Origin of the sequence: Pseudorhodobacter turbinis (assembly GCF_005234135.1) — a bacterium.
Taxonomy (GTDB): Bacteria; Pseudomonadota; Alphaproteobacteria; order Rhodobacterales; family Rhodobacteraceae; genus Pseudorhodobacter; species Pseudorhodobacter turbinis.
On sequence record NZ_CP039964.1, the window covers coordinates 1,950,949 to 1,973,594 of the forward strand.

22 protein-coding genes are annotated in these 22,646 nt (G+C 58.1%); 13 read left to right on the top strand and 9 right to left on the bottom strand.

The genetic code is table 11. The features are described 5' to 3' along the window. Positions 1–2: 2 nt before the first annotated feature. The 6 genes from sdhC to EOK75_RS09405 all read right to left on the bottom strand — a co-directional run bounded on the left by sdhC (position 3) and on the right by EOK75_RS09405 (position 4,440). Entirely contained in the window at positions 3–389 is a 387-nt protein-coding gene (gene sdhC, locus EOK75_RS09380; RefSeq protein ID WP_137193718.1) for a succinate dehydrogenase, cytochrome b556 subunit, read from the bottom strand. A 350-nt stretch (positions 390–739) separates the two neighbouring features. Next, positions 740–1,768, bottom strand: a complete 1,029-nt coding sequence (locus tag EOK75_RS09385) for a MaoC family dehydratase (RefSeq protein WP_137193719.1) — start codon at positions 1,766–1,768, stop codon at positions 740–742. 24 nt (positions 1,769–1,792) lie between these two features. Continuing rightward, entirely contained in the window at positions 1,793–1,996 is a 204-nt protein-coding gene (locus tag EOK75_RS09390) for a DUF1737 domain-containing protein (RefSeq protein ID WP_137193720.1), read from the bottom strand. 4 nt (positions 1,997–2,000) lie between these two features. Beyond that, the gene (locus EOK75_RS09395) at positions 2,001–2,543 is read right to left on the bottom strand and encodes an NnrU family protein (protein WP_137193721.1); all 543 of its coding nucleotides are present in this window, start codon (positions 2,541–2,543) and stop codon (positions 2,001–2,003) included. A 10-nt stretch (positions 2,544–2,553) separates the two neighbouring features. Then, a complete protein-coding gene (locus EOK75_RS09400; RefSeq protein ID WP_137193722.1) occupies positions 2,554–3,408 on the bottom strand; it encodes an HpcH/HpaI aldolase/citrate lyase family protein in 855 nt (284 codons plus the stop codon). 291 nt (positions 3,409–3,699) lie between these two features. Beyond that, complete coding sequence (locus tag EOK75_RS09405) at positions 3,700–4,440, bottom strand: sulfite exporter TauE/SafE family protein (RefSeq protein ID WP_137194356.1); 741 nt, start codon at positions 4,438–4,440, stop codon at positions 3,700–3,702. A gap of 154 nt (positions 4,441–4,594) precedes the next feature. On the opposite strand from EOK75_RS09405, the gene mdh reads away from it, so the two are divergent. From mdh to lpdA, 9 genes are all read left to right on the top strand, one after another. Then, entirely contained in the window at positions 4,595–5,557 is a 963-nt protein-coding gene (mdh, locus tag EOK75_RS09410; protein ID WP_137193723.1) for a malate dehydrogenase, read from the top strand. A 242-nt stretch (positions 5,558–5,799) separates the two neighbouring features. Beyond that, a complete protein-coding gene (sucC, locus tag EOK75_RS09415) occupies positions 5,800–6,993 on the top strand; it encodes an ADP-forming succinate--CoA ligase subunit beta (RefSeq protein WP_137193724.1) in 1,194 nt (397 codons plus the stop codon). 104 nt (positions 6,994–7,097) lie between these two features. Beyond that, positions 7,098–7,391 (top strand): hypothetical protein, encoded by a 294-nt coding sequence (locus EOK75_RS09420; RefSeq protein WP_137193725.1) that lies wholly within the window; start codon positions 7,098–7,100, stop codon positions 7,389–7,391. Positions 7,392–7,464: 73 nt separating this feature from the next. Continuing rightward, positions 7,465–8,349, top strand: a complete 885-nt coding sequence (gene sucD, locus EOK75_RS09425) for a succinate--CoA ligase subunit alpha (RefSeq protein WP_137193726.1) — start codon at positions 7,465–7,467, stop codon at positions 8,347–8,349. Positions 8,350–8,444: 95 nt separating this feature from the next. After that, positions 8,445–11,405 carry a 2-oxoglutarate dehydrogenase E1 component gene (locus EOK75_RS09430; protein ID WP_137193727.1) on the top strand — a complete coding sequence of 987 codons (2,961 nt, stop codon included), beginning with the start codon at positions 8,445–8,447 and terminating at the stop codon, positions 11,403–11,405. A gap of 5 nt (positions 11,406–11,410) precedes the next feature. Then, positions 11,411–12,913, top strand: a complete 1,503-nt coding sequence (gene odhB, locus EOK75_RS09435) for a 2-oxoglutarate dehydrogenase complex dihydrolipoyllysine-residue succinyltransferase (protein ID WP_137193728.1) — start codon at positions 11,411–11,413, stop codon at positions 12,911–12,913. A gap of 97 nt (positions 12,914–13,010) precedes the next feature. Beyond that, complete coding sequence (locus tag EOK75_RS09440; RefSeq protein WP_168199203.1) at positions 13,011–13,436, top strand: hypothetical protein; 426 nt, start codon at positions 13,011–13,013, stop codon at positions 13,434–13,436. Further along, a complete protein-coding gene (locus EOK75_RS09445; protein ID WP_137193730.1) occupies positions 13,433–13,828 on the top strand; it encodes an MAPEG family protein in 396 nt (131 codons plus the stop codon). The genes EOK75_RS09440 and EOK75_RS09445 overlap by 4 nt, the downstream gene beginning before the upstream one ends. 74 nt (positions 13,829–13,902) lie before the next feature. Further along, positions 13,903–15,288 carry a dihydrolipoyl dehydrogenase gene (gene lpdA, locus EOK75_RS09450; RefSeq protein WP_137193731.1) on the top strand — a complete coding sequence of 462 codons (1,386 nt, stop codon included), beginning with the start codon at positions 13,903–13,905 and terminating at the stop codon, positions 15,286–15,288. A 34-nt stretch (positions 15,289–15,322) separates the two neighbouring features. Here the strand turns inward: lpdA and EOK75_RS09455 are convergent, their stop codons facing one another. Then, complete coding sequence (locus EOK75_RS09455) at positions 15,323–17,290, bottom strand: protein meaA (RefSeq protein ID WP_137193732.1); 1,968 nt, start codon at positions 17,288–17,290, stop codon at positions 15,323–15,325. 346 nt (positions 17,291–17,636) lie between these two features. Between EOK75_RS09455 and ccrA the strand changes: the two genes are divergently transcribed. The 4 genes from ccrA (at position 17,637) to EOK75_RS09475 (ending at position 21,173) form a co-directional block, all read left to right on the top strand. After that, positions 17,637–18,929 carry a crotonyl-CoA carboxylase/reductase gene (ccrA, locus tag EOK75_RS09460; RefSeq protein ID WP_137193733.1) on the top strand — a complete coding sequence of 431 codons (1,293 nt, stop codon included), beginning with the start codon at positions 17,637–17,639 and terminating at the stop codon, positions 18,927–18,929. 174 nt (positions 18,930–19,103) lie between these two features. After that, positions 19,104–19,304 (top strand): hypothetical protein, encoded by a 201-nt coding sequence (locus EOK75_RS09465; RefSeq protein ID WP_050527460.1) that lies wholly within the window; start codon positions 19,104–19,106, stop codon positions 19,302–19,304. 78 nt (positions 19,305–19,382) lie between these two features. Next, a complete protein-coding gene (locus EOK75_RS09470) occupies positions 19,383–20,906 on the top strand; it encodes an ATP-dependent DNA helicase (protein ID WP_137193734.1) in 1,524 nt (507 codons plus the stop codon). Between the two features lie 30 nt (positions 20,907–20,936). Then, positions 20,937–21,173: an Lrp/AsnC ligand binding domain-containing protein gene (locus EOK75_RS09475; RefSeq protein WP_137193735.1), complete on the top strand. Its 237-nt coding sequence runs from the start codon at positions 20,937–20,939 to the stop codon at positions 21,171–21,173. Here EOK75_RS09475 and EOK75_RS09480 read toward each other — a convergent pair. Next, positions 21,170–22,228, bottom strand: coding sequence for a quinone-dependent dihydroorotate dehydrogenase (locus EOK75_RS09480; RefSeq protein WP_137193736.1), 1,059 nt, complete (start codon positions 22,226–22,228; stop codon positions 21,170–21,172). The two genes, EOK75_RS09475 and EOK75_RS09480, sit on opposite strands and share 4 nt — an antisense overlap. Continuing rightward, positions 22,225–22,581, bottom strand: coding sequence for a DUF952 domain-containing protein (locus EOK75_RS09485; RefSeq protein WP_137193737.1), 357 nt, complete (start codon positions 22,579–22,581; stop codon positions 22,225–22,227). Before EOK75_RS09485 ends, EOK75_RS09480 begins: the two co-directional genes overlap by 4 nt. Between the last annotated feature and the right edge of the window lie 65 nt (positions 22,582–22,646).

Below are 22,646 nucleotides of genomic sequence, written 5' to 3' on the forward strand. Positions count from 1 at the left end.
CTTTATTGCACAAGAATGATTGTGATGATGGTCAGAACGACCGATCCGATGATGCAGGCCCAGCCCAGCTTTTCAGCGGTGGGAATGTCGAAACCCTTGCCGGAATCCCAATACAGATGCCGTAGCCCTGCAAGGTAGTGATACCAGATAGCCCAAAGCGAGGCAGTGAACACCAGATCCCCGAACCACGATGTCGCGACCGCATTGGCGGTGGCGAAGGCCTCGGGCGAAGTCGCGGCGGCCAAAAGCCACCAGACCGCCAGCATGGTGCCGACGATCAGCCCGTTGCCGGTGATCCGCGTCAAAATCGACGTCATCGACGTCAACTGCGGGCGGTAAATCTGCAAGTGTGGGGAAAGGGGCCGTTCAACCCGCTTTGCGTTTGCCATTGTTTCATCCCTCGTGGCTGCGCCCGGCGGGGGAGGCCCGCGCTTTAGGCTTGCTGCTTTGGTGTATGCATAGCCTATTTTCCGCCCGAGTCACGAGAGGAGAGTCTAAAAATCTTGGGTTTTCGCGGATGTTGGGGCAGAAAAGTGATCTATGTGATCACTATACAGCATTTTGTGATCACATAGATGGCAGCTCTTTTTGGCGATACGGCCCCATTTTGTACCTTTGGGAAAATGTGAGCGCCTTGAGGGGCGCAAAGTTTCCGGTCGCCTCAGCGGCTTGAAGGAAGCTAGCGCGGGTTTGTGATCACAAACCTGCGCTAGCTTGAGGCCTTTGACTGTGACAGCGATCAGGTCGGGATCAGTGCCCAGTAGTCAAGATCCAGCAGGACGGACGGATCGTATTTCCCGTCCTCACCGCGCAGGGCAAAGGGGGCGGCACCATGTTTGACCGCGACAAGGCGCAGGCGGATGGCACCGACACCGGGGGCAGAGGTCTCGGCCTTGTCGAGCACCTCTGACCACGCCCGCACCGTATCGCCTGCAAAGCAGGGGTTGGCATGGGCACCCGCATTCAGCGCCACGATCATCTGCGCATTGGCCAAACCGTTGAACGAAAGCGCCCGCGCCAGCGAGATCACATGACCGCCATAAATCAGGCGACGGCCATCCTCGCGGTTGGTGGCGTCGAAATGGACCTTGGCGGTGTTCTGCCACAGGCGGGTGGCCAGCATATGCTCGGCTTCTTCCACCGTGACGCCGTCGATATGATCGATCTGTTCGCCAATGGCATAGTCGCCCCAGCGATGCGGCTCTCCGGCCAAGGTGAAATCATAATCGCTGAAATCCAGCCCCTCGGGGACCACCAAACGGTCAGGGGTGACGATCTTGGGCAGGTCGGGGATCACGGTTTCGGGGGCGGCTGTGTCGCGGTTCTTGCGCACCATCACCCAGCGGACATATTCCAGAACCGCCTCGCCGCGTTGGTTGATCCCGCGTGTGCGCACATAAACAACACCGGATTTCCCGTTGGAGTTTTGTTTCAACCCGATGACCTGCGATTCCGACCGCAACGTATCCCCCGGATAGACCGGCGCCAGCCAGCGCCCGTCGCCATAGCCAAGGTTAGCCACGGCATTCAGCGAAATATCGGGAACGGTTTTGCCAAAAACGGTGTGGAAGGCGATCAGATCATCCAGTGGTGACCCTTCCAGCCCGCAAGCCCCCGCGAAATCATCCGAGGAATAAAGCGCATGGCGGGCGGGATAAAGCGCGTGGTAAAGCGCACGCTCACCCTCGGCCAAGGTGCGGGGGACGGCATGTTGGATCACCTCACCCAAAGTGTAATCTTCGAAAAAACGGCCGGGATTGGTTTTCATGGCATCGGTCCTTGGCAGCGAGGGTCAGTGTTGGCCCAGTTTGATGTCGGGTGAATAGGTGCCGGGGGCGTCCTTGATCACGGCCTGCCCACAGCGCATCACACCCTTGGCCGCATCCCATGCATAGGTGGGGGAACCGTGCAGCTCCCAGCCCTTGTTCAGCGCGTCGGTCACTTTGTGGCAAAAAGCCGAGGTGTCTTCTTCGGTCAGTAGGCGGTAAAGTTTCATGGGATTATCCAAAGGGGTTATAGCCAAGCCAGATATGGATGGCAGCAGTGATTGAAAATACGACCACGGTCGCGATCAGCGCGGTGATCTCTTTTTTCACCGGAACGGCGTGATAGGGGGCGGGCGGGGCGACACGGTTCAGCACGATCACCTCGGCCAGCGCCCAAGCGAACAAGCCGCCGAACAGCAAGAATGAGGGCGTGTCGCCGTTGACCAAAAGGTGTGACAAGGCCCAGATCTTGACCGCCGTTAGCTGCGGATTGCGCACCCATTTGGTGATCCGGGTTTTGGCGCCCGAGGCCGCAAAGTGATAGAACGCAAACAACATCAACAGGTTGTTGATCCCCGTCAGCATCGGGCTGCGGCCCCAAAAGAAGGTGCCCTCGGCGGCGCGGTAGCCAATCGTCATCAGCACGATCGCGACCACCGAACCGATGGCCACAATCGCCTTGCCCTTATTGCCAAAGCGGGCGCGGTGATCGGGTGCGATGCGTTTCCAGAAGTGAACGCCAGACCACAACAGCAGCCCAAGAAGGATCAGAAGCATAAATCGCCTTTTAAGTTTGGCTCATGGCCTTGATGGCCGCGGCTTTGGCCAGAGTCGCCTCTGCGGTGACAATATGCAAGTTCTCAACGATTTTGCCATCGACAACGGCCACACCCTGACCGGCGGCCTTGGCGGCGTTAAAGGCATCGATCTGGCGTTGTGCAGTTTCAACCTCGGCGTCGCTAGGGGCAAAGGCTTGATTGGCAATATCAAGCTGGGCGGGGTGGATTAGGGTTTTGCCGTCAAAGCCCATGTCGCGCCCTTGTTCACATTCAATGCGCAGCCCGTCCTCATCCTTGAAGGCGTTATAGACGCCATCGACAATCGTCAGCCCTTGCGCCTTGGCGGCCAAAAGGCACAGGCCAAGCCCCACCTGCATCGGCAAACGGTCGGCGCGGAAACGGCTATTGAGCTCTTTGGCCAGATCATTGGTCCCCATGACCATCCCCGCCAGTCGCGGATGGGCGGCAATCTGGGCGGCGTTGAGCATACCAAGCGCGGTTTCCATCATCGCCCAAAGTGGCACATCGGGGATAAGGGCGGCCACCGCATCCAGATCCTTGGCCGAGGACACCTTGGGGATCAGCAGCGCGTCAATCTTGGCGCCCTTAAAGGCCGCAATGTCATCCGCGCCCCATTCGGTATCCAGCCCGTTTACCCGCACGATGCGGGTGCGGTTCCCGTAATCCGCCGTGGCCAGCGTTTCGACCAAAAGCGCGCGGGCGGCGGCTTTTTCATCGGGGGCGACGGCATCCTCCAGATCAAAGATGATCGCATCTGCGGCAAGGGTCTTGGCCTTTTCCAGCGCCCGCTCCTTTGATCCGGGGATGTAAAGTGCGGAACGATAGGGGCGTGTGGTGGTCATGATTCTCTCCCAAGCAATAATGTTGCGTTATGGTTTCCTTTTTTGGCACATTCGGCAAGTAGATATTTGCCGCACCGCAGCAACGTCTGAACGAAGCGTTAACCTTTTATCCGCATTTGCGGTGCAGGGTTTGCCTTATGCCGCTGACCCAAGAGGCGCGGTGTGATGGATTGGAATAAAGGGGATGGTTATGAAAGATAAACTTTTTGCGCTCTCATTCGGGTTTGCCGCGCTGATCCTTTTCACCAAGGCGCATGCGCAGCCGTTTGACACAGGTCAGCAGGCTGCCTGCTATGCCACGGCGACCCAGAGCATCCGTAGCGACAGCAGCAGCAAGGCCCATAGCACCAAGGTATAAAACAGTTTTTCTGGAAGGATCCGCACCAGCCGCACACCGGCGAACACCGCCAGCGTGGCCGGAGCGATCAGCCAGACAGCGATCGCCAGATTGTCAAACTGTAATATCCCGATAGACCAATAGGCAGGCAGTTTCACAGTATTCACCCAAGTGAACAACAAGGTGGACGTGCCTGCAAAAACCGCCTTTGGCATCCGCAACGGCACTGCGTAAATCTGGTAGGGCGGGCCGCCCGCGTGGCTGACAAAGCTGGTAAAGCCGGCGGCGGCCCCCCAAAACACGCCCGGCAGAACCTTGGGGCGTTTTGCCTCGGAATGTGCGCCCCTGCCCAGTAGGCGGCTGATGGCAAAGCTACTGCCCACAAGGCCGATCACCCCGCCGACCATCGCCTCGGATACCAGACTGGCCGTGGCCCAGCCGATACCAACGCCAATGGCCGTTGCGGGGATCATGATCTTGAGCACGCTCAAGTCATAGGCGCGCCGGTAGGCCCAAACACCGAACCAGTCCGATACAATATAGATTGGCAAAAGCAGCCCAGCTGCCTGCATTGGCGGCATGGCCAGCGATAGAATCGGCACGGACATCATGGCAATCACGGGCAAACCGCCCTTGGAAAGCCCGACCGCAACCGACGCCAACACGGCCGCCGCCCAAAAGCCAAACCCTTCCATATCCGTCCCTTTGCTATTCTGCCGCAGCTTTAGCGCAAACAGTGCGGCGTGCAACAGCGCAAAGGGCAGGGCAACTGTGCTGTGCCCTTGCCTAATGCGCCTCAAGGGTCTACGCATCGCGCATTCAAATCAACCCGACCCGGAGATTGAAATCATGGCCAGACCCAAGATTGCACTTATCGGCGCGGGGCAGATTGGCGGAACACTCGCCCATCTCGCCGCGATCAAGGAATTGGGCGATATCGTCCTGTTCGATATTGCTGAAGGCACCCCGCAGGGCAAAGCGCTGGATATCGCGCAATCCGGCCCTTCCGAGGGCTTCGATGCCGTGATGAAAGGCGCCAATGACTACGCCGACATCGCAGGCGCGGATGTCTGCATCGTCACCGCAGGTGTTGCTCGCAAACCCGGCATGAGCCGCGATGACCTGCTGGGCATCAACCTCAAGGTTATGAAATCCGTGGGCGAAGGCATTGCCAAGCACGCGCCGAATGCGTTCGTGATTTGCATCACCAACCCGTTGGACGCGATGGTTTGGGCCTTGCGCGAGTTTTCGGGCATGCCGCACAACAAGATCGTCGGCATGGCCGGCGTTTTGGACAGCGCGCGTTTCCGCCACTTCCTTTCGGTGGAATTCAACTGTTCCATGCGCGATGTGACGGCCTTTGTTTTGGGCGGCCATGGCGACACGATGGTGCCTTTGGCGCGTTACTCGACCGTTGGCGGCATCCCGCTGCCTGACTTGGTTGAGATGGGCTGGACTACGCAGGATAAACTGGATGCGATCATCCAGCGGACCCGTGATGGTGGTGCGGAAATCGTTGGCCTGTTGAAAACCGGCTCCGCTTTCTATGCACCTGCGACCTCGGCGATCGAGATGGCCGAAGCCTACCTCAAAGACCAAAAGCGTATGCTGCCATGTGCGGCCTATTGCGACGGTGAGCTGGGCGTGAAGGGCATGTATGTTGGCGTTCCAACCATCATCGGCGCTGGCGGCATTGAACGCATCGCCGACATCAAGATGAATGCGGCAGAGCAGGCGATGTTCGACAAGTCGGTAGCTGCTGTGCAGGGCTTGGTTGCGGCCTGTAAAGAAATCGATCCATCACTGGCCTAAGGCCTGTTTTGATCGCGTTTTAGGGGGCGCCCTTTTGGGGCGCCCTTTTTTTGTTTCGCGTCCGGTTGTGGCGCTGCGAATCACTTTGAAATCCGACGGGCGGTGTTTGTGATCACACGTTTCGGGGCTGTGATCACAAAAGTCGGTATTTCCAATCAAAAGTAGTTCTTTGAAGAAATACCTTTTGAACTGGCCTGATAATATGTCATCAAGGGGCAAATTCCTTACCGATAGGACAGCCGATGAACATTCATGAATACCAAGCCAAAGCCCTGTTGCGCAGTTATGGGGCGCCTGTGTCCGATGGCCGCGCTGTTCTGAAGGCGGAAGAAGCCAAGACCGCTGCCGGCGAAATGGACGGCCCGCTTTGGGTTGTGAAAGCGCAGATCCATGCGGGCGGCCGTGGCAAAGGCCACTTCAAAGAGGCCGAAGCCGGTGAAAAAGGCGGTGTGCGTCTTGCCAAATCCGTAGAGGAAGCCGCCGAGATGGCCAAGCAGATGCTGGGTCGCACACTGGTGACGCATCAGACTGGTCCTGCTGGCAAGCAAGTGAACCGCATCTATATCGAAGACGGCTCCGACATCGCGCGCGAACTGTATCTTGCGCTGCTGGTGGACCGTCAAACCAGCCGTGTGTCTTTTGTTGCCTCCACCGAAGGCGGGATGGACATCGAAGAGGTTGCGGCCAATACGCCCGACAAGATCGTCTCTTTCTCGGTTGATCCCGCTTCGGGCATGTCCGATTTCCACGGTCGCCGCGTCGCGTTTTCGCTGGGCCTGGAAGGCGCGCAGGTCAAGCAGTGCGTGGCTTTGGTCAAGCTGCTCTATAAAGCCTTCATCGAAAAAGACATGGAGATGCTGGAAATCAACCCGTTGATCGTCACGCCCGATGGTCAGCTTAAGGTGTTGGATGCCAAAGTCTCCTTTGACGATAACGCAATGTATCGCCACGGTGATATCGCCGCCCTGCGCGACGAGACCGAAGAAGACCCCAAAGAGCTGGCAGCCTCCAAGTTCGACCTGAACTATATCGCGCTGGACGGTGAGATTGGCTGCATGGTCAACGGTGCCGGTCTTGCGATGGCAACGATGGACATCATCAAGCTCTACGGCGCCGAGCCTGCAAACTTTCTGGACGTTGGCGGCGGTGCCACCAAAGAAAAAGTCACAGAGGCCTTCAAGATCATCACCTCCGACCCCAATGTTAAGGGCATCTTGGTGAATATCTTTGGCGGTATCATGCGCTGCGACGTGATCGCCGAGGGCGTTGTTGCTGCGGTAAAAGAAGTCGGCTTGCAGGTGCCATTGGTGGTGCGTCTTGAAGGTACGAATGTTGAAGAAGGCAAGGCCATCATCAACAATTCCGGCCTCAACGTCATTGCTGCGGAAAACCTGAAAGAGGGCGCACAGAAAATCGTGCAGGCCGTCAAAGGCTAAAGCCGGAGCTGATGGAACAAGCGGGTGGGCCAAGCGGCCCCCTGCGCAACACAAGCCCCGCGACGGTGTCGTGGTCAGTAGCAATAGTGGTGAAAGGTTGTGCCATGCAGAAATTTGTAATCGGATCGGCGGTATTGCTGGCGCTTTCGGCTTGTAGTGGTGGCATGATGTCCGGTGGCACTAGCAGCACTGGCAATGAGGCGCAGGTGTGTGGTGAGCAATCCGATTGGGCGCACAGCGGCAAGGTTGGCGGTGGGAACGTAACCATCACCTGCCCCGAGGGCACCCGCCCCGCCAATGGCACCGCAGTCCCTGCACATCACAACGAATACAACCGTAACGCCGAAATCTATCGCGCCGGTTGGGATGGCTTCATGAAAGTCTACACCGCAAAATAACGCAATCCGCCGGGGCTGCGGCCCCGGTATTCAGATAGCAGCGCAACGCTGCGACCCAATTAAGGAGGCCCGGATGGCCGTACTCGTCAACGAAAACACCCGTGTGATCTGTCAAGGCCTGACGGGGAGCCAAGGCACGTTCCACAGTGAACAAGCAATCGCATATGGCACCAAGATGGTTGGTGGCGTAACCCCCGGCAAGGGCGGCACAACGCATCTGGACCTGCCTGTGTTCAACTCGGTGCATGAGGCCCGCGCGGTCACGCAGGCAAATGCAAGCGTGATCTATGTGCCGCCACCCTTTGCTGCCGATTCCATTCTTGAGGCGATTGACGCCGAGATGGAGCTGATCGTTTGCATCACCGAAGGTATTCCGGTTCTGGACATGATGCGCGTGAAACGTGCGCTTGAGGGTTCGAAATCCCGTCTGATCGGGCCAAACTGCCCCGGCGTTATCACGCCTGACGCTTGCAAAATCGGCATCATGCCGGGTCATATTCACCGCCGCGGTTCGGTTGGTGTTGTCTCGCGCTCCGGCACGCTGACCTATGAGGCTGTAAAGCAGACATCCGATCTTGGTCTTGGCCAGTCTTCGGCTGTGGGCATCGGCGGCGACCCGATAAAAGGGTCCGAGCATATCGATATTCTGGAGATGTTCCTTGCCGATCCCGAAACCCAGTCGATCATCATGATCGGTGAGATCGGTGGCTCTGCCGAGGAAGAAGCTGCACAGTTCTTGGCTGATGAGCGCAAGAAAGGCCGTTGGAAACCGACAGCAGGCTTTATCGCGGGCCGCACTGCCCCTCCCGGCCGTCGTATGGGCCATGCCGGCGCGATCGTTGCCGGTGGCAAAGGCGATGCGGAAAGCAAGATCGAGGCGATGCAAGCCGCCGGTATCGTTGTGGCCGAAAGCCCTGCCCACCTTGGTGAGGCCGTTATGGCCGCGATCAAGGCATAAACTTTTGGGCGGGGGAAACCCCGCCTTCATACTTTTCAGACAATGGTGGGTTTTCTCCGCCATCCACCCGGCCGAAACCCTAGTGAGGTCCAGCAATGACTGAACAATCCCCGAACGCCCAATTCCGTGCCCAAGATTTCCTTGATGGGGCGAATGCCGAATATATCGATCAAATGGCGGCAAAGCACGCGGTGGACCCGACGTCGGTCGATGCAAGCTGGGCTGCATTTTTCGCGGAGATCGCGGAATCAGATAACGTTGCCGAGGCCGCTGCTGCCGGTCCGTCATGGGCCCGCAACGATTGGCCTCCTGTGCCGTCGGATGATCTGACTGGCGCGCTGACGGGCGAATGGCCGGTGATGCCCTCCAAGGAAGGCAAGGCCGCAGGGCAAAAGATCGTCGCCAAAGCCGCCGAGGCTGGTGTTTCCTTGTCGGATGCACAGGTTCAGCGCGCCGTTTTGGACAGCATCCGCGCGTTGATGATCATCCGCGCGTACCGTATCCGTGGCCATCTGGCCGCCGATCTTGACCCGCTGAACATCCGCGATGAGGCCAACCACCCGGAACTGGACCCGGCCTCTTACGGGTTCACTGATACCGATATGGACCGCCCTATCTTCATCGACAACGTCTTGGGGCTGCAAGTGGCCAGCATGCGTCAGATCGTCGAGATCGTGAAGCGGACCTATTGCGGTACATTTGCGCTGCAATACATGCACATCTCGGACGCCGAGCAAGCCGCTTGGTTGAAAGAGCGGATTGAGGGCTACGGCAAGGAAATCGCGTTTACCCGTGAAGGGCGCAAGGCGATCCTGAACAAGCTGGTCGAGGCCGAGGGCTTTGAGAAATTCCTGCATGTGAAATACATGGGGACCAAACGGTTTGGTCTTGATGGCGGCGAAAGCCTGATCCCCGCGATGGAGCAGATCATCAAACGCGGTGGGGCGTTGGGCGTGCAGGATGTCGTGATCGGCATGCCGCACCGGGGCCGTTTGTCGGTTCTGGCGAATGTGATGCAAAAGCCTTACCGCGCTATTTTCAACGAGTTTCAGGGCGGTAGCTCCAAGCCCGAAGATGTTGGCGGTTCCGGCGATGTGAAATACCACCTCGGCGCGTCAAGCGATCGGGAATTTGATGGCAATACGGTTCACCTGTCGCTGACCGCAAACCCGAGCCACCTTGAGGCGGTAAACCCCGTCGTTCTGGGCAAGGTCCGCGCCAAGCAAGACCAGTTGAACGACCCCGATCGCGAAAAAGTGCTGCCAATTTTGCTGCACGGCGATGCCGCCTTTGCGGGCCAAGGTGTTGTTGCGGAATGTTTCGGTCTTTCGGGCCTGCGTGGGCACCGGACGGGCGGCACCATCCATGTGGTGGTGAACAACCAGATCGGCTTTACCACCGCGCCGCATTTCAGCCGCTCTTCGCCTTATCCGACGGATATTGCGATGATGGTGGAAGCACCGATTTTCCACGTCAACGGCGATGATCCGGAGGCGGTGGTCCATGCTGCGAAAGTGGCGACCGAATTCCGGCAGAAGTTCCACAAGGACGTGGTTCTGGATATCTTCTGCTATCGCCGCTTTGGTCATAACGAAGGCGATGAGCCGATGTTCACCAACCCGGCGATGTACACGCAGATCAAAAAGCACAAGACGACCTTGTCGCTTTACACCGAGCGGTTGGTCAAAGATGGCCTGATCCCCGAAGGTGAGATCGAGGATATGAAGGCCGCATTCCAAGCGCATATGAACGCGGAATTCGATGCGGGCAAAGACTATAAGCCGAACAAGGCCGACTGGTTGGACGGTCGCTGGAAAAACATGACCCATAAGGGGGATGATTACCAATCCGGCCAAACCGCGATCAGCAAAGAGACGATGGCAGAGGTCGGCGCTGCCCTGACCGCCGTGCCTGACGGATTCAATTTGCATCGGACTGTTGGCCGCCAATTGGCAGCAAAGGCCAAGATGTTCGAGGATGGCGTCGGCTTTGATTGGGCCACGGCCGAGGCACTGGCCTTTGGCAGCCTTGTCTCCGAAGGATATCCCGTGCGCCTTTCCGGGCAGGATTGTACCCGTGGGACATTCAGCCAACGCCACTCCGCCTTTGTGGATCAGGTGACCGAAGACCGTCATTATCCGGTGAACCACATCAAGCCGGGTCAGGCGCGGTATGAGGTGATCGATTCCATGCTGTCGGAATATGCGGTGCTGGGCTTTGAGTATGGCTACTCTTTGTCCGAGCCGAATGCCCTGACGATTTGGGAAGCGCAGTTTGGCGATTTTGCCAATGGCGCGCAGATCATGTTTGACCAGTTCATCAACTCGGGTGAAAGCAAATGGTTGCGGATGTCGGGCCTCGTTTGCCTGCTGCCGCATGGCTATGAGGGGCAGGGGCCGGAACACTCCTCCGCCCGTCCAGAGCGTTTCTTGCAGATGTCGGCGAATGACAACTGGATCGTGGCGAACTGTTCAACCCCGGCCAACTACTTCCACATTCTGCGCCGCCAAATGCACCGCGATTTCCGCAAACCGTTGATCTTGATGACGCCGAAATCCTTGCTGCGCCATCCGATGTGCGTCTCAACTGCCGCCGAATTCACTACGGGGTCCAGCTTCCACCGCGTGTTGTGGGATGATGCACAACAGGGCCATTCGGACCTGACGTTGAAGGCAGATGACAAAATAAAACGTGTCGTCATCTGCTCTGGCAAGGTTTATTTTGATCTGTTGGCCGCGCGTGACGCGCAAGATTTGGACGATGTCTACCTGCTGCGTTTGGAACAGTTCTATCCGTTCCCCGCAATGTCGATGGTTAAAGAGCTGGAGCGTTTCAAGAACGCCGAGGTGATCTGGTGTCAGGAAGAGCCGAAAAACCAAGGCTATTGGACCTTTGTGGAGCCTAACCTTGAATGGGCTTTGGGCAAGGTGAATGCGAAAAGCAGCCGCGCGCGCTATGCCGGTCGTGCGGCCTCGGCCTCGCCCGCTACGGGGCTGGCCAGTCGCCATAAAACGGAACAAGAGGCGCTGATTGCTGATGCGCTGACGGGGGAATAGGGCGCATGGCTACCGAAGTACGGGTTCCAACTCTGGGTGAAAGCGTGTCGGAGGCGACGGTCGCCACTTGGTATAAAAAGCTGGGTGACACGGTCGCAGTCGATGAAATGCTGTGTGAGCTGGAAACCGATAAAGTCACCGTTGAGGTGCCGAGCCCCGTTGCCGGCACCCTGACAGAGATTGTCGCCGCTGTTGGAGAGACCGTGGGCGTTGCGGCCCTTCTGGCCCAAATCGGCGCGCAATCCGCAGATACCGGGGCCAGCGCCCCGACAACCAATGACAAAGGCGCAAAGGCCGAGGCCAGCGTGAAAGAGGGTAAAATGACCGATGTAAATGTACCGACCCTTGGCGAATCCGTTTCCGAGGCTACCGTTTCCACTTGGTTTAAAAAGGTGGGCGACGCGGTTGCCCAAGACGAGATGCTGTGTGAGCTGGAAACCGACAAGGTCTCGGTTGAGGTTCCAAGCCCCGTCGCAGGCGTGCTGAAAGAGATCGTCGCCGCCGAGGGCGAAACTGTTTCCGCCAATGCGAAACTGGCCATTATCGCCGAAGGCGAAGCGGGCACCGTCGCGATTGACGCAGGCCCGGAAGAGACGAAACCACGCAAGGCTGAGGACACCGTCAAAACCAAGGATGTCGAGGATGCACCCTCGGCCAAAAAAGCGATGGCAGAGGCCGGTTTGAACCGCGATCAGGTTCAGGGTTCTGGCCGTGATGGTCGTGTGATGAAGGAAGACGTGGCCAAAGCTGCGGCTGCCCCGGCCCCTGTCGCGGCCGCCCCGCGTGCGCCTGTTGCGGCAGATGATGCTAGCCGCGAAGAGCGTGTCAAGATGACCAAGCTGCGCCAAACCATCGCGCGCCGCCTGAAAGAAAGCCAGAACACCGCCGCCATGCTGACCACCTATAATGAGGTGGATATGTCCGAGGTGATGTCGCTGCGCAACCAGTACAAAGACCAGTTCGAAAAGAAGCACAAAGTTCGTTTGGGCTTTATGTCCTTCTTTACCAAGGCTTGCTGCCACGCGCTGAAAGAAGTGCCTGAGGTAAACGCCGAGATTGATGGCACCGATGTTGTCTATAAAAACTACGTCCATATGGGCGTGGCGGCCGGTACACCTTCGGGGCTCGTCGTGCCGGTGATCCGCGACGCCGACAGCATGTCCTTTGCCGAGATTGAAAAAGCGATCTCCGAAAAGGGTCTGCGCGCCCGTGATGGCAAGCTGACCATGGCAGAGATGCAGGGCGGCACGTTCACCATTTCCAACGGTGGTGTATATGGCTCGCTGATGTCCTCGCCCATCCTGAACCCGCCGCAGTCGGGTATCTTGGGGATGCACAAGATCCAGGACCGCCCTGTTGTGGTGAATGGTGAAATCGTTATCCGTCCGATGATGTATCTGGCGCTTTCTTATGACCACCGGATCGTCGACGGCAAAGGCGCCGTTACCTTCCTCGTGCGTGTTAAAGAAGCACTGGAAGATCCACGCCGGTTGTTGATGGATCTGTGAACGGGGGCGGTTTTCCCGCCCCTCGCTTTCCGCTTGCCTAAGGAATGTGCGAAGGGCGGGGTTTTACCCTGCTTTTTTTGCCGAGAAGGATTTGATGATGTGGCCATTCACAACGAAAAAAACTTCCTTTGCAGGCAGCGCTATTTTACCGTTTAAAAGCGGAAAAGCATTCTTTGAATATCAGTGTGAGGTTGGGATTGTAGATCTAAAGCCGAAGCAAGGTATTGTTGGCCTTGTAAAAAAGGTTTCACTGGAGCCCGAAACTAATATTCAGAATGCAACTCTCCAAATAGCTTCGCGCGATGGTGGTTTTGAAACTTTTAGTCAAACAGCGAATGGCAAAGGGGACAGATTAGTGGATGGTGATATCGTAATATGGGTGCCATTGCATCCCGATCCTATACTAGCTTCCGTATACAAAAACGATAAGAGATCACAATGGATGGGCTTAATCGTTGCGCGGGTCGCCCCAGAAATCGACACTCAACGCTCTCAGTTTAGGTTTTATTGTAAATACACATGACCCCTGAACTCACCACCCTCGCCCTAGCGGCCCTGCTCCAAGCCGTCCAATTCATCCTGTTCGCCATCCCCGCGAACAGGGAGCTTGGCACCGGCTACACCTCCTCCTCTCGTGACCGCCCACCTACCCGCGAGCTTTCGGCCCGCACCGGACGGCTGCAGCGCGCCTTGAATAACCACTTTGAGGGGTTGATCTTGTTCACCATCGCCGTGGTCGTGGTCACGTTGGGTGATAAGTCGACCGGCTTCACCGCCGCCTGCGCGTGGGTTTACCTAGCGGCACGGGTGTTGTTCATTCCCGCCTATGCCTTTGCGTGGCGCCCTTGGCGTTCTGCGATTTGGGGCGTAGGCTTCTTTGCGACTGTGGCCATGATCGTGGCCGCGCTCTTGTAATTTATCCGCCCGAAAACTCCTCGGGGTTCGGGGGCAAACAGCCCTCGACGAAACAACAATAAGGAACCCTATCCATGGCAAGTTTTGACGTCATCATCATCGGTGCTGGTCCCGGCGGCTACGTTTGCGCCATCCGCTGTGCACAGCTCGGCCTGAAAACGGCTGTGGTTGAAGGGCGCGAAACGCTGGGCGGCACCTGCTTGAATGTGGGCTGTATTCCGTCCAAGGCGCTGCTCCACGCGACCCACTCCCTGCATGAGGCAGAGCATAACTTTGCCAAGATGGGCCTGAAGGGCAAGTCGCCCTCGGTCGATTGGGACCAGATGAAGGCCTACAAGCAGGAAACTGTTGACGGCAACACCAAGGGCATCGAATTCCTGTTCAAAAAGAACAAGGTAACCTGGCTGAAAGGTTGGGGTTCCATCCCTGAGGCGGGCAAGGTCAAGGTCAACGATGAGGTGCATGAAGCCAAAAACATCGTGATCGCTTCGGGTTCAGAGCCGTCCAGCCTGCCGGGCGTCGAGGTCGATGAAAAGACGGTTGTCACATCGACCGGCGCTTTGGTGTTGAATAAGGTGCCAAAGTCGCTGGTGGTGATCGGGGCTGGCGTGATCGGGCTGGAGATGGGTTCGGTCTATGCGCGATTGGGGTCCGAGGTGACGGTGGTGGAATATCTTGACGCCATCACGCCGGGAATGGATGGCGATGTCGCCAAAACCTTCCAGCGGATTCTGACCAAGCAAGGGATCAAATTCGTACTCGGGGCTGCGGTTCAGGGCGTAACGACCAAAGGCGGCAAGGCCAAGGTTACCTACAAGCTGCGCAAAGACGATTCCGAGGCGGTTCTGGATGCCGATTGCGTGCTGGTTGCCACGGGGCGCAAGCCGTTCCTCGATGGCCTTGGCCTCGATACGTTGGGCGTAGAGATGGAGCCACGTGGCCAAATCAAGACCGATCATTTCGCCACCAACATCAAAGGCATCTATGCGATCGGCGATGCGATTGTCGGGCCTATGCTGGCGCATAAGGCCGAAGATGAAGGCATGGCGCTGGCCGAGATTCTGGCAGGCAAGGCGGGTCATGTGAACTATGATGTGATCCCCGGTGTGGTCTATACGACGCCAGAGGTTGCATCGGTTGGCAAAACCGAAGAGCAGCTGAAAGAGGCGGGTCGCGCCTATAAGGTTGGCAAGTTCTCCTTTATGGGGAACGCGCGGGCCAAGGCGATTTTTCAGGCAGAAGGCTTTGTGAAAATCCTTGCCGACAAAGATACCGACCGCATTCTGGGCGCGCATATCATCGGGCCAATGGCGGGTGATCTGATCCATGAGGTGTGCGTTGCGATGGAATTTGGCGCCTCGGCACAGGATCTGGCGCTAACCTGCCATGCGCACCCAACCTACAGTGAGGCGGTGCGCGAAGCTGCCCTTGCTTGTGGCGATGGGGCGATCCACGCCTAAAGGCAATATAAGGGGGCCCAATGGCCCCCTTTTTTCATTCCGCTGGAACTGGGCTGGGGTCCACCAAGACCACGATATCCATCATGATCTTGTTCAGTTCAAAATCTTTGGGCGTATAGACTGCGGCCACGCCCATCTTGCGAAGCGCCTCCGCATCATTTTCGGGGATGATACCGCCAACGACCAGCGGAATTTCTGCGAGGCCGTGTTCGCGCATCATCTGCAATGTCTCGGTAATCAACGGCAGATGTGATCCCGACAGGATCGACAGCCCCACGATATGGGCATCTTGTTCAATTGCAGCGTTCACGATTTCGGATGGTGTCAGGCGGATACCCTCATAGTGAATGTCCATGCCGCAATCACGCGCACGTGCGGCGATTTGCTCGGCCCCGTTTGAATGGCCATCAAGCCCGGGTTTACCCACCAGAAACTTCAAGGGCCGCCCCAGTTTCGATGAAACCGCTTGCACGGCCTCGCGGATCGGTTCCAACCCTTCGGTACGGTTCGATGGGCTTTGTGAAACGCCCGTTGGCGCGCGATATTCGCCAAAAGCCGCGCGGATCGTGGCTCCCCATTCGCCGGTCGTCACCCCTGCTTTCGCGCAAGCAATAGAGGGGGGCATGATATTGGCGCCACTCTGCGCGGCACTGCGCAGCGCAGCAAGAGCGGCCTCGATGGCCGCCGCGCTGCGGGCTGTTTTCCATTCGGCCAGCCGTTCCAGCTGATCCGCCTCGGCCTCTGGATCGGCGGCCATAATCGAACCGTCCCCTGCCGTTAGCGGGCTTGGGGTGGTCTCGGTCCAGCGGTTTACGCCGACGACGGTGGTCTCGCCGGTCTCAATCCGGCCAATGCGCTCTGCGTTCGCCTCAACCAACCGCCCCTTCATATAGCCGATCGCCGCCACGGCCCCGCCCATATCGTCGATGCGGGCCAGCTCCTCACGCGCGCCTTCTTTCAAGGCCTCTACCTTGCGGTCCACGGCGGGGTTGCCGTCAAACAGGTCGTCGTACTCCAGCAGATCGGATTCGTACGCCAGAATCTGCTGCATCCGAAGCGACCATTGCTGATCCCAAGGGCGCGGCAGGCCAAGCGCCTCATTCCATGCAGGCAGCTGCACGGCGCGCGCGCGGGCCTTTTTGGAAAGCGTGACGGCCAGCGCCTCAATCAAAATCCGGTAGACGTTGTTTTCGGGCTGCTGCTCGGTCAAGCCCAGCGAGTTGACCTGCACGCCATAGCGGAACCGGCGATATTTCGCATCCTGCACACCATAGCGGGTCAGGCAAATCTCATCCCAAAGGTCAACAAAGGCGCGCATTTTGCACATCTCGGTGATGAAGCGGATGCCTGCGTTCACAAAGAAGGATATGCGGCCGACCATATTTGGAAAATCATCCGCCGACACTTTGCCCTTCAGGTCATCCAGCACCGCACAGGCCGTGGCCAGCGCAAAGGCCAGTTCCTGCTCTGGCGTCGCCCCCGCTTCTTGCAGGTGATAAGAGCAGATGTTCATTGGGTTCCATTTTGGCAGATGTTTCTGCGTATAGGCGGCCACATCGGTGATCATCCGCAAGCTGGGTGCGGGCGGGCAGATATAGGTGCCACGCGACAGATACTCTTTGATGATGTCATTTTGCACGGTGCCGTTCAGCTTGGATATATCCGCGCCCTGTTCCTCGGCCGCCGCGATATAAAGCGACAAAAGCCACGGTGCGGTGGAATTGATCGTCATCGAGGTATTCATCTGTTCCAGCGGGATATTCGCAAACAACGCCCGCATGTCGCCCAGATGAGAGATGGGGACGCCTACCTTGCCCACTTCGCCGCGTGCCAGCTCATGGTCGGAATCATATCCGGTTTGCGTGGGCAGGTCGAAGGCGACCGAAAGCCCGGTTTGCCCCTTGGCAAGGTTCCCGCGATAAAGCGCATTGGAGGCCTTGGCCGTAGAGTGGCCTGCATAGGTCCGAAACAGCCAGGGCTTGTCTTTGGTCGGGGCGGTCATAGGGCCTCCTTAAATCTTGCGCGCAATTTTATTACCTAGAAGGATTGATAAGCGACATATTGCGTCATTGTCAATTCGCCGCAGCGCAGCAGTGTGAATTTGACCGGTTGCTTTGCGATTTTGCAGGATGATGCCTCGGCTGAAAACCCAAGCCTGTCTTGTGCAGGTGGGGCTTGATGGGTTTCGCACGCGTTGGTTTTTGCAAAAGAACGTGCTGCAACGCGGCGGACATAAAATTACAAAATAGGGCCGTTTGGCATTGCAATATTGCGTCAGTCCTTTTATCTCTTGCCCCAAGGCCGCGCGATTCTGCGACGCGGCATGATCACGCCAAAAGGAGGCCCGCATGGCACTGGATACGCAGCACGATATCGTTGCCTATGATGCACCGAAAAAGGACCTTTACGAAGTCGGTGAAATGCCGCCCTTGGGCTATGTGCCAAAGCAGATGTATGCTTGGACCATCCGTCGCGAACGCCACGGCGATCCTGACAAGGCAATGCTGGTCGAAACGGTCGACACCCCCAAGATCGACAGCCACGAAGTGCTGGTTCTGGTGATGGCTGCCGGTGTGAATTACAACGGGGTCTGGGCCGCGTTGGGCAAGCCGATCAGCCCGTTTGACGGCCACAAGCAGCCATACCACATTGCCGGGTCCGATGCGGCAGGCATCATTTGGGCCGTGGGTGACAAGGTGAAACGCTGGAAAGTCGGCGACGAAGTGGTGATCCACTGCAATCAGGACGACGGCGATGATGAAGAGTGCAACGGCGGTGATCCGATGTTCTCGACCAGTCAGCGGATCTGGGGATATGAGACGCCAGACGGCTCTTTTGCGCAGTTCACCAACGTGCAGGCGCAACAGTTGATGCCGCGCCCCAAGCATCTGACATGGGAGGAAAGCGCTTGCTATACGCTGACCCTCGCCACCGCCTACCGGATGCTGTTTGGCCATGAGCCGCATGATTTGAAACCGGGCCAGAACGTGCTGGTTTGGGGCGCTTCGGGGGGGCTCGGCTCCTTTGCGATCCAGTTGATCAACGCGGCGGGGGGCAACGCGATTGGCGTGATCTCGGAAGAGGACAAGCGAGAGTTTGTGATGGGGCTTGGCGCGAAGGGCGTTATCAACCGCAAGGATTTCACCTGCTGGGGCCAGCTGCCCACGGTGAACACGCCCGAGTATAAGGAGTGGTTCACCGAGGCGCGCAAATTCGGCAAGGCGATCTGGGATATCACCGGCAAGGGCAATAACGTCGATATGGTGTTCGAGCATCCGGGCGAGGCGACTTTCCCCGTGTCGACGCTGGTTTGCAAAAAAGGCGGTATGGTGGTTATCTGTGCGGGCACCAGCGGCTTTAACTGCACCTTTGATGTGCGCTATTTGTGGATGCACCAAAAACGTGTGCAGGGCAGCCATTTCGCGCATCTCAAGCAGGCATCCTCGGCCAATAAGCTGATGCTGGAACGGCGGCTGGATCCTTGCATGTCCGAGGTCTTCCCTTGGGAGGATATTCCGGCGGCCCATATGAAAATGCTGCGCAATCAGCATAAGCCGGGCAACATGTCGGTGCTGGTGCAGGCACCCCGTACGGGCCTGCGCACCTTTGAAGATACCCTTGAGGCAAGCAAAAACCGCTAATTAGTGATTTATTAATTAAGATAGCCGCGACTTCCATTATGGAAGCGCGGCTTTTTTTTGCTTGCGCAGGGGGGGCCTTATTGTGGTTACTATTTATTGACGGATGGGTGATTAGTGTTGGGAGAGCCGCCTACGTCTTGGGTGACAATTTCAACGTCTTACATTGGGGGCGCAATGCGCCATGATTGGATCTTTGACGTATTGGCCGATCTGCAGGTCTATGCGAGTGAAAACGACCTTCCCGCCCTTGCGGCGCAGGTTGTAACGGCATTGCAGATAGCAGAGCTTGAAATCGGTGCGGAGGCTGGGCAAGCGCCGCCAGCATTGGATGTCGTGGCTGCGGTCATTGCTGAAAAGCGGCGTCGCGCGCATTAATACGATTTTCGCTGTGGCCGGTGTGAAAACCTGCCTTGCTCGCTGGTCTTGGCGTGCGGGCGCAGCTATGGTCGCGTGATGGAAAATACCGCGCTGACATTCTCCGACGATCAGGCAGAGGCTTGGGACAGGCTTTCCGACCAGCTTCGGGGGATGGGCATTGATCTGCAAGGCGAAGTGCTTGTTCCCGCGATGGAGGGCAAGGCCAGTGTCACGGCCGTGATCGGCAAGGCGGGGTCGGGTAAAACCATGCTTTTGGCCAGCCTTTATAAGGCGATGGTCGCGGCGGGCGTGGATATCGTCTCGGGCGATTATGAGGGTAAAAAGCGCAAGGACCGTCGCACGTTGGCCATTCTGGCGCCAACGAATAAGGCCGCATCGGTGTTGCGGTTGCGCGGGGTGCCTGCGACCACGATCCACCGTATTCTTTATACCCCGCTCTATGATCCGGAATACGAAAAGATTGCTGAATGGCTGGCAGGCAACGGCCCAAGACCCGAGGTGGAGGGGCTGAGTGAGCTGGCGTTGGACCGCGCAAAGGCGTTTTACGATACGGTTGCTTCTATTCCCGGTGCCTTGGCGGCGGCCGGCCTGCGTGGGTCCGATTTCATCAAGGGCTGGAAACGGCGCGAAGAGCCGCTGGATGTGGGCTTCGTTGATGAATCCTCGATGCTCGACCAACGCCAGTTCGATGACCTGCGTGAGATTTTTCCAACATTGGTGCTGTTTGGCGATCCGGCACAGCTTGCCCCCGTTGGCAACTCCGGTGAGATGGTCTTTGATAAACTCGGCGCGACACGGCGGTTGGAGCTGAGCCGTATCCACCGCCAAACTGCGGGCAACCCGATCCTTGATCTGGCCCATGCTTTGGCGGACCCCGATCTGACCTTTGAGGCTTTTGAGCGGATGGTCGAAGAGGCCGCCGCCCGCGATCCGCGTGTCGAGGTGGCACAGCGTGTGGACAGTGATCTGATGGCGCGCTCTCCGGTTCTGGTGTGGCGCAATGCAACGCGCATCCGCCTGATAACCGCCTTTCGTGCCGCCCATAGCGCGCCGGAATTTGCGCTGATCCCCGGTGAGCCGCTGATCTGCGACGGGATTGAGCTGCCGGTGAAACACCGCAAGAAACGCATTGATCTGGAGGCGCGGGGCCTGATTAAGGGCGCTCAGGTGATCTATATGGGGCCGGGCAACCGTGACGGCTTTGCCCGCCTGCATGTGGTCGGCGCAGAGGAGCCGCAGGTCTCGGCCGCCAGCATCATCAAGATCGAAAAGCCGGATGAGGAGGAGCCGTTTATCCCCTCGGCCGCCACGATGGGGGCTGCGTTTTTGCACGGGGCAGCGGTGACCATCCATAAGGCGCAGGGCAGCCAGTGGGATACCGTACAGGTGTTTGCGCCCGATCTATGGGCCGCTGCAAAAGCGGGCCGCACCGAGGCCGGGGTGCCTTTGTGGAAACGTTTGGCCTATGTTGCGATCACCCGCGCACAAAACCGGCTGCTTTGGGTGGTGCGAAACCGCTTGGCCCGTCCCGTAGGGGTATTGGGCGTATCGGATCTGTCCGCCAAACCCGCGCCGTTGAAATTGCAAGCAGAGGAATAGGGCTACCGTTGGCCCAGATAGGAGAATGTTATGACCGCCGTTTTTGTCCAGTTTCGTTGCACCCCCGGCAAGACCTATGAGGTGGCCGATGCGATCTATGACCGTGAGGTGGTGTCAGAGCTGTTTTCCACCAGTGGCGAATATGACCTGATCGCCAAGATCTATATCCCTGACGGTCAGGATGTGGGACATTACCTGTCCAAGGCCTTGTTCGACATTCCGGGCATCGTGCGCACCCTAACCACGATGACCTTCAAGGCGTTCTAAAGCCAGCTTTCGCGCGCTGTCCCTACGGCGTCATTGATGCTGCTGTGACCATCACGTTGCAGCAGCGCATCAAGACCTTGCGCGATCTCACCCGCGATGCTGATCCCTTGATAAACCATCGCCGTATAAAGCTGCACCGCCGATGCGCCGGCGCGGATCTTGGCATAGGCCTGATCTGCATTGCTGATCCCGCCAACCCCGACCAAGGGGATCTTGCCCTCGGTCAGCTTGGACAATTGCGCCAGAATACGGGTGGAGCGTTCAAAGAGCGGCGCCCCCGACAGCCCGCCGGCCTCATGCGCATGGGCGCTTTGCAAGCCTTCGCGCGACAGGGTGGTATTGGTTGCGATGATGCCGGAAATGCCGGTGGTCAGCGCAACCTCGGCGATCTGTGCCAGCTCATCCGGGGTCAGGTCCGGCGCGATTTTCAGGAACACGGGGATCGGGGTTGCAAGACCCGCACGCACCTCCATCACACCGGCCAAAAGGCCCGTCAGCGCCGCCGCCCCCTGCAGGTCTCGCAGCTTTTCGGTGTTGGGCGAAGAGACATTGACCGTTGCAAAATCGGCATGCGGCCCGCAATGCGCCAGCACTTTTGCGAAATCGGCAGCGCGGTCATCCGAGGTTTTATTTGCGCCAAGGTTGAGGCCGACCGGCACCCCTTTGGGACGTGCGGCCAGACGCTTTGCGATCGGCCCCATCCCTTGGTTGTTAAAGCCGAAACGGTTGATGGCGGCGCGGTCCTCGGTCAGGCGGAACAGGCGCGGTTTGGGGTTGCCGGGCTGGGGAAGGGGGGTTGCGGCCCCCACCTCCAGCCAGCCAAAACCCGCGCGCATCAGGGCGGGCAGACTTTCTGCATTTTTGTCATAGCCCGCCGCAAGACCCACCGGGTTCGGCAAGGCCATGCCCGCCAACGTGGTCTGCAATCGCGGTGACGTAAACGGCCCCGGTGTCGGCACCAATCCGGCACGCAGCGCCAAAAGCGAAAGCGTATGCGCACGTTCGGGATCAAGCAGATGCAGGGATTTGAGCGCGATCCGTTCCAGTGGTGTCATGATTTGCCCCCGGCAAACATATGGCCTTCGGGGAAAATATGGCCCGACGCGCCCAGTGGCAGCGCCTTGTCCCACAGCACATCCGTCATGCGCAGATTGCGATAAAGGTGCGGAAACAGCGCCCCCGCACGCGCAGGTTCCCACTTCAGGTCATCACCCAAACTATCGGACTCGATCGCAAGCAAAACCAGATCGGACTGATCGGCGAAATGCTTGGCGGCCGTTTCGGCGGCCTGAGCGGCGGTGGAGAAATGCACATAACCATCGATCAGGTCAATCGGTGCGCCAGCGGTTTCGCCCGCAGCTTGTAAGGCGTTCCATTCAGCGCGGCGGAGGATTTTGAATATAAGCATGGCTGCGTTCATGCACTGCCGCGAAATCAGCGTCAAGGCGCGGAAGGCTTTGACAGAAGGGGATG

Bases quoted from the DNA above. Each gene is read 5' to 3' on its own strand.
- sucD (WP_137193726.1), top strand. From the start codon at position 7,465: ATGGCCGTACTCGTCAACGAAAACACCCGTGTGATCTGTCAAGGCCTG.
- EOK75_RS09445 (WP_137193730.1), top strand. From the start codon at position 13,433: ATGACCCCTGAACTCACCACCCTCGCCCTAGCGGCCCTGCTCCAAGCC.
- EOK75_RS09430 (WP_137193727.1), top strand. From the start codon at position 8,445: ATGACTGAACAATCCCCGAACGCCCAATTCCGTGCCCAAGATTTCCTT.
- EOK75_RS09420 (WP_137193725.1), top strand. From the start codon at position 7,098: ATGCAGAAATTTGTAATCGGATCGGCGGTATTGCTGGCGCTTTCGGCT.
- EOK75_RS09400 (WP_137193722.1), bottom strand. From the start codon at position 3,408: ATGACCACCACACGCCCCTATCGTTCCGCACTTTACATCCCCGGATCA.
- EOK75_RS09475 (WP_137193735.1), top strand. From the start codon at position 20,937: ATGACCGCCGTTTTTGTCCAGTTTCGTTGCACCCCCGGCAAGACCTAT.
- lpdA (WP_137193731.1), top strand. From the start codon at position 13,903: ATGGCAAGTTTTGACGTCATCATCATCGGTGCTGGTCCCGGCGGCTAC.
- mdh (WP_137193723.1), top strand. From the start codon at position 4,595: ATGGCCAGACCCAAGATTGCACTTATCGGCGCGGGGCAGATTGGCGGA.
- EOK75_RS09480 (WP_137193736.1), bottom strand. From the start codon at position 22,228: ATGACACCACTGGAACGGATCGCGCTCAAATCCCTGCATCTGCTTGAT.
- EOK75_RS09395 (WP_137193721.1), bottom strand. From the start codon at position 2,543: ATGCTTCTGATCCTTCTTGGGCTGCTGTTGTGGTCTGGCGTTCACTTC.
- EOK75_RS09465 (WP_050527460.1), top strand. From the start codon at position 19,104: ATGCGCCATGATTGGATCTTTGACGTATTGGCCGATCTGCAGGTCTAT.
- ccrA (WP_137193733.1), top strand. From the start codon at position 17,637: ATGGCACTGGATACGCAGCACGATATCGTTGCCTATGATGCACCGAAA.
- EOK75_RS09385 (WP_137193719.1), bottom strand. From the start codon at position 1,768: ATGAAAACCAATCCCGGCCGTTTTTTCGAAGATTACACTTTGGGTGAG.
- EOK75_RS09405 (WP_137194356.1), bottom strand. From the start codon at position 4,440: ATGGAAGGGTTTGGCTTTTGGGCGGCGGCCGTGTTGGCGTCGGTTGCG.
- sucC (WP_137193724.1), top strand. From the start codon at position 5,800: ATGAACATTCATGAATACCAAGCCAAAGCCCTGTTGCGCAGTTATGGG.
- odhB (WP_137193728.1), top strand. From the start codon at position 11,411: ATGGCTACCGAAGTACGGGTTCCAACTCTGGGTGAAAGCGTGTCGGAG.
- EOK75_RS09390 (WP_137193720.1), bottom strand. From the start codon at position 1,996: ATGAAACTTTACCGCCTACTGACCGAAGAAGACACCTCGGCTTTTTGC.
- EOK75_RS09455 (WP_137193732.1), bottom strand. From the start codon at position 17,290: ATGACCGCCCCGACCAAAGACAAGCCCTGGCTGTTTCGGACCTATGCA.
- EOK75_RS09440 (WP_168199203.1), top strand. From the start codon at position 13,011: ATGTGGCCATTCACAACGAAAAAAACTTCCTTTGCAGGCAGCGCTATT.
- sdhC (WP_137193718.1), bottom strand. From the start codon at position 389: ATGGCAAACGCAAAGCGGGTTGAACGGCCCCTTTCCCCACACTTGCAG.
- EOK75_RS09485 (WP_137193737.1), bottom strand. From the start codon at position 22,581: ATGCTTATATTCAAAATCCTCCGCCGCGCTGAATGGAACGCCTTACAA.
- EOK75_RS09470 (WP_137193734.1), top strand. From the start codon at position 19,383: ATGGAAAATACCGCGCTGACATTCTCCGACGATCAGGCAGAGGCTTGG.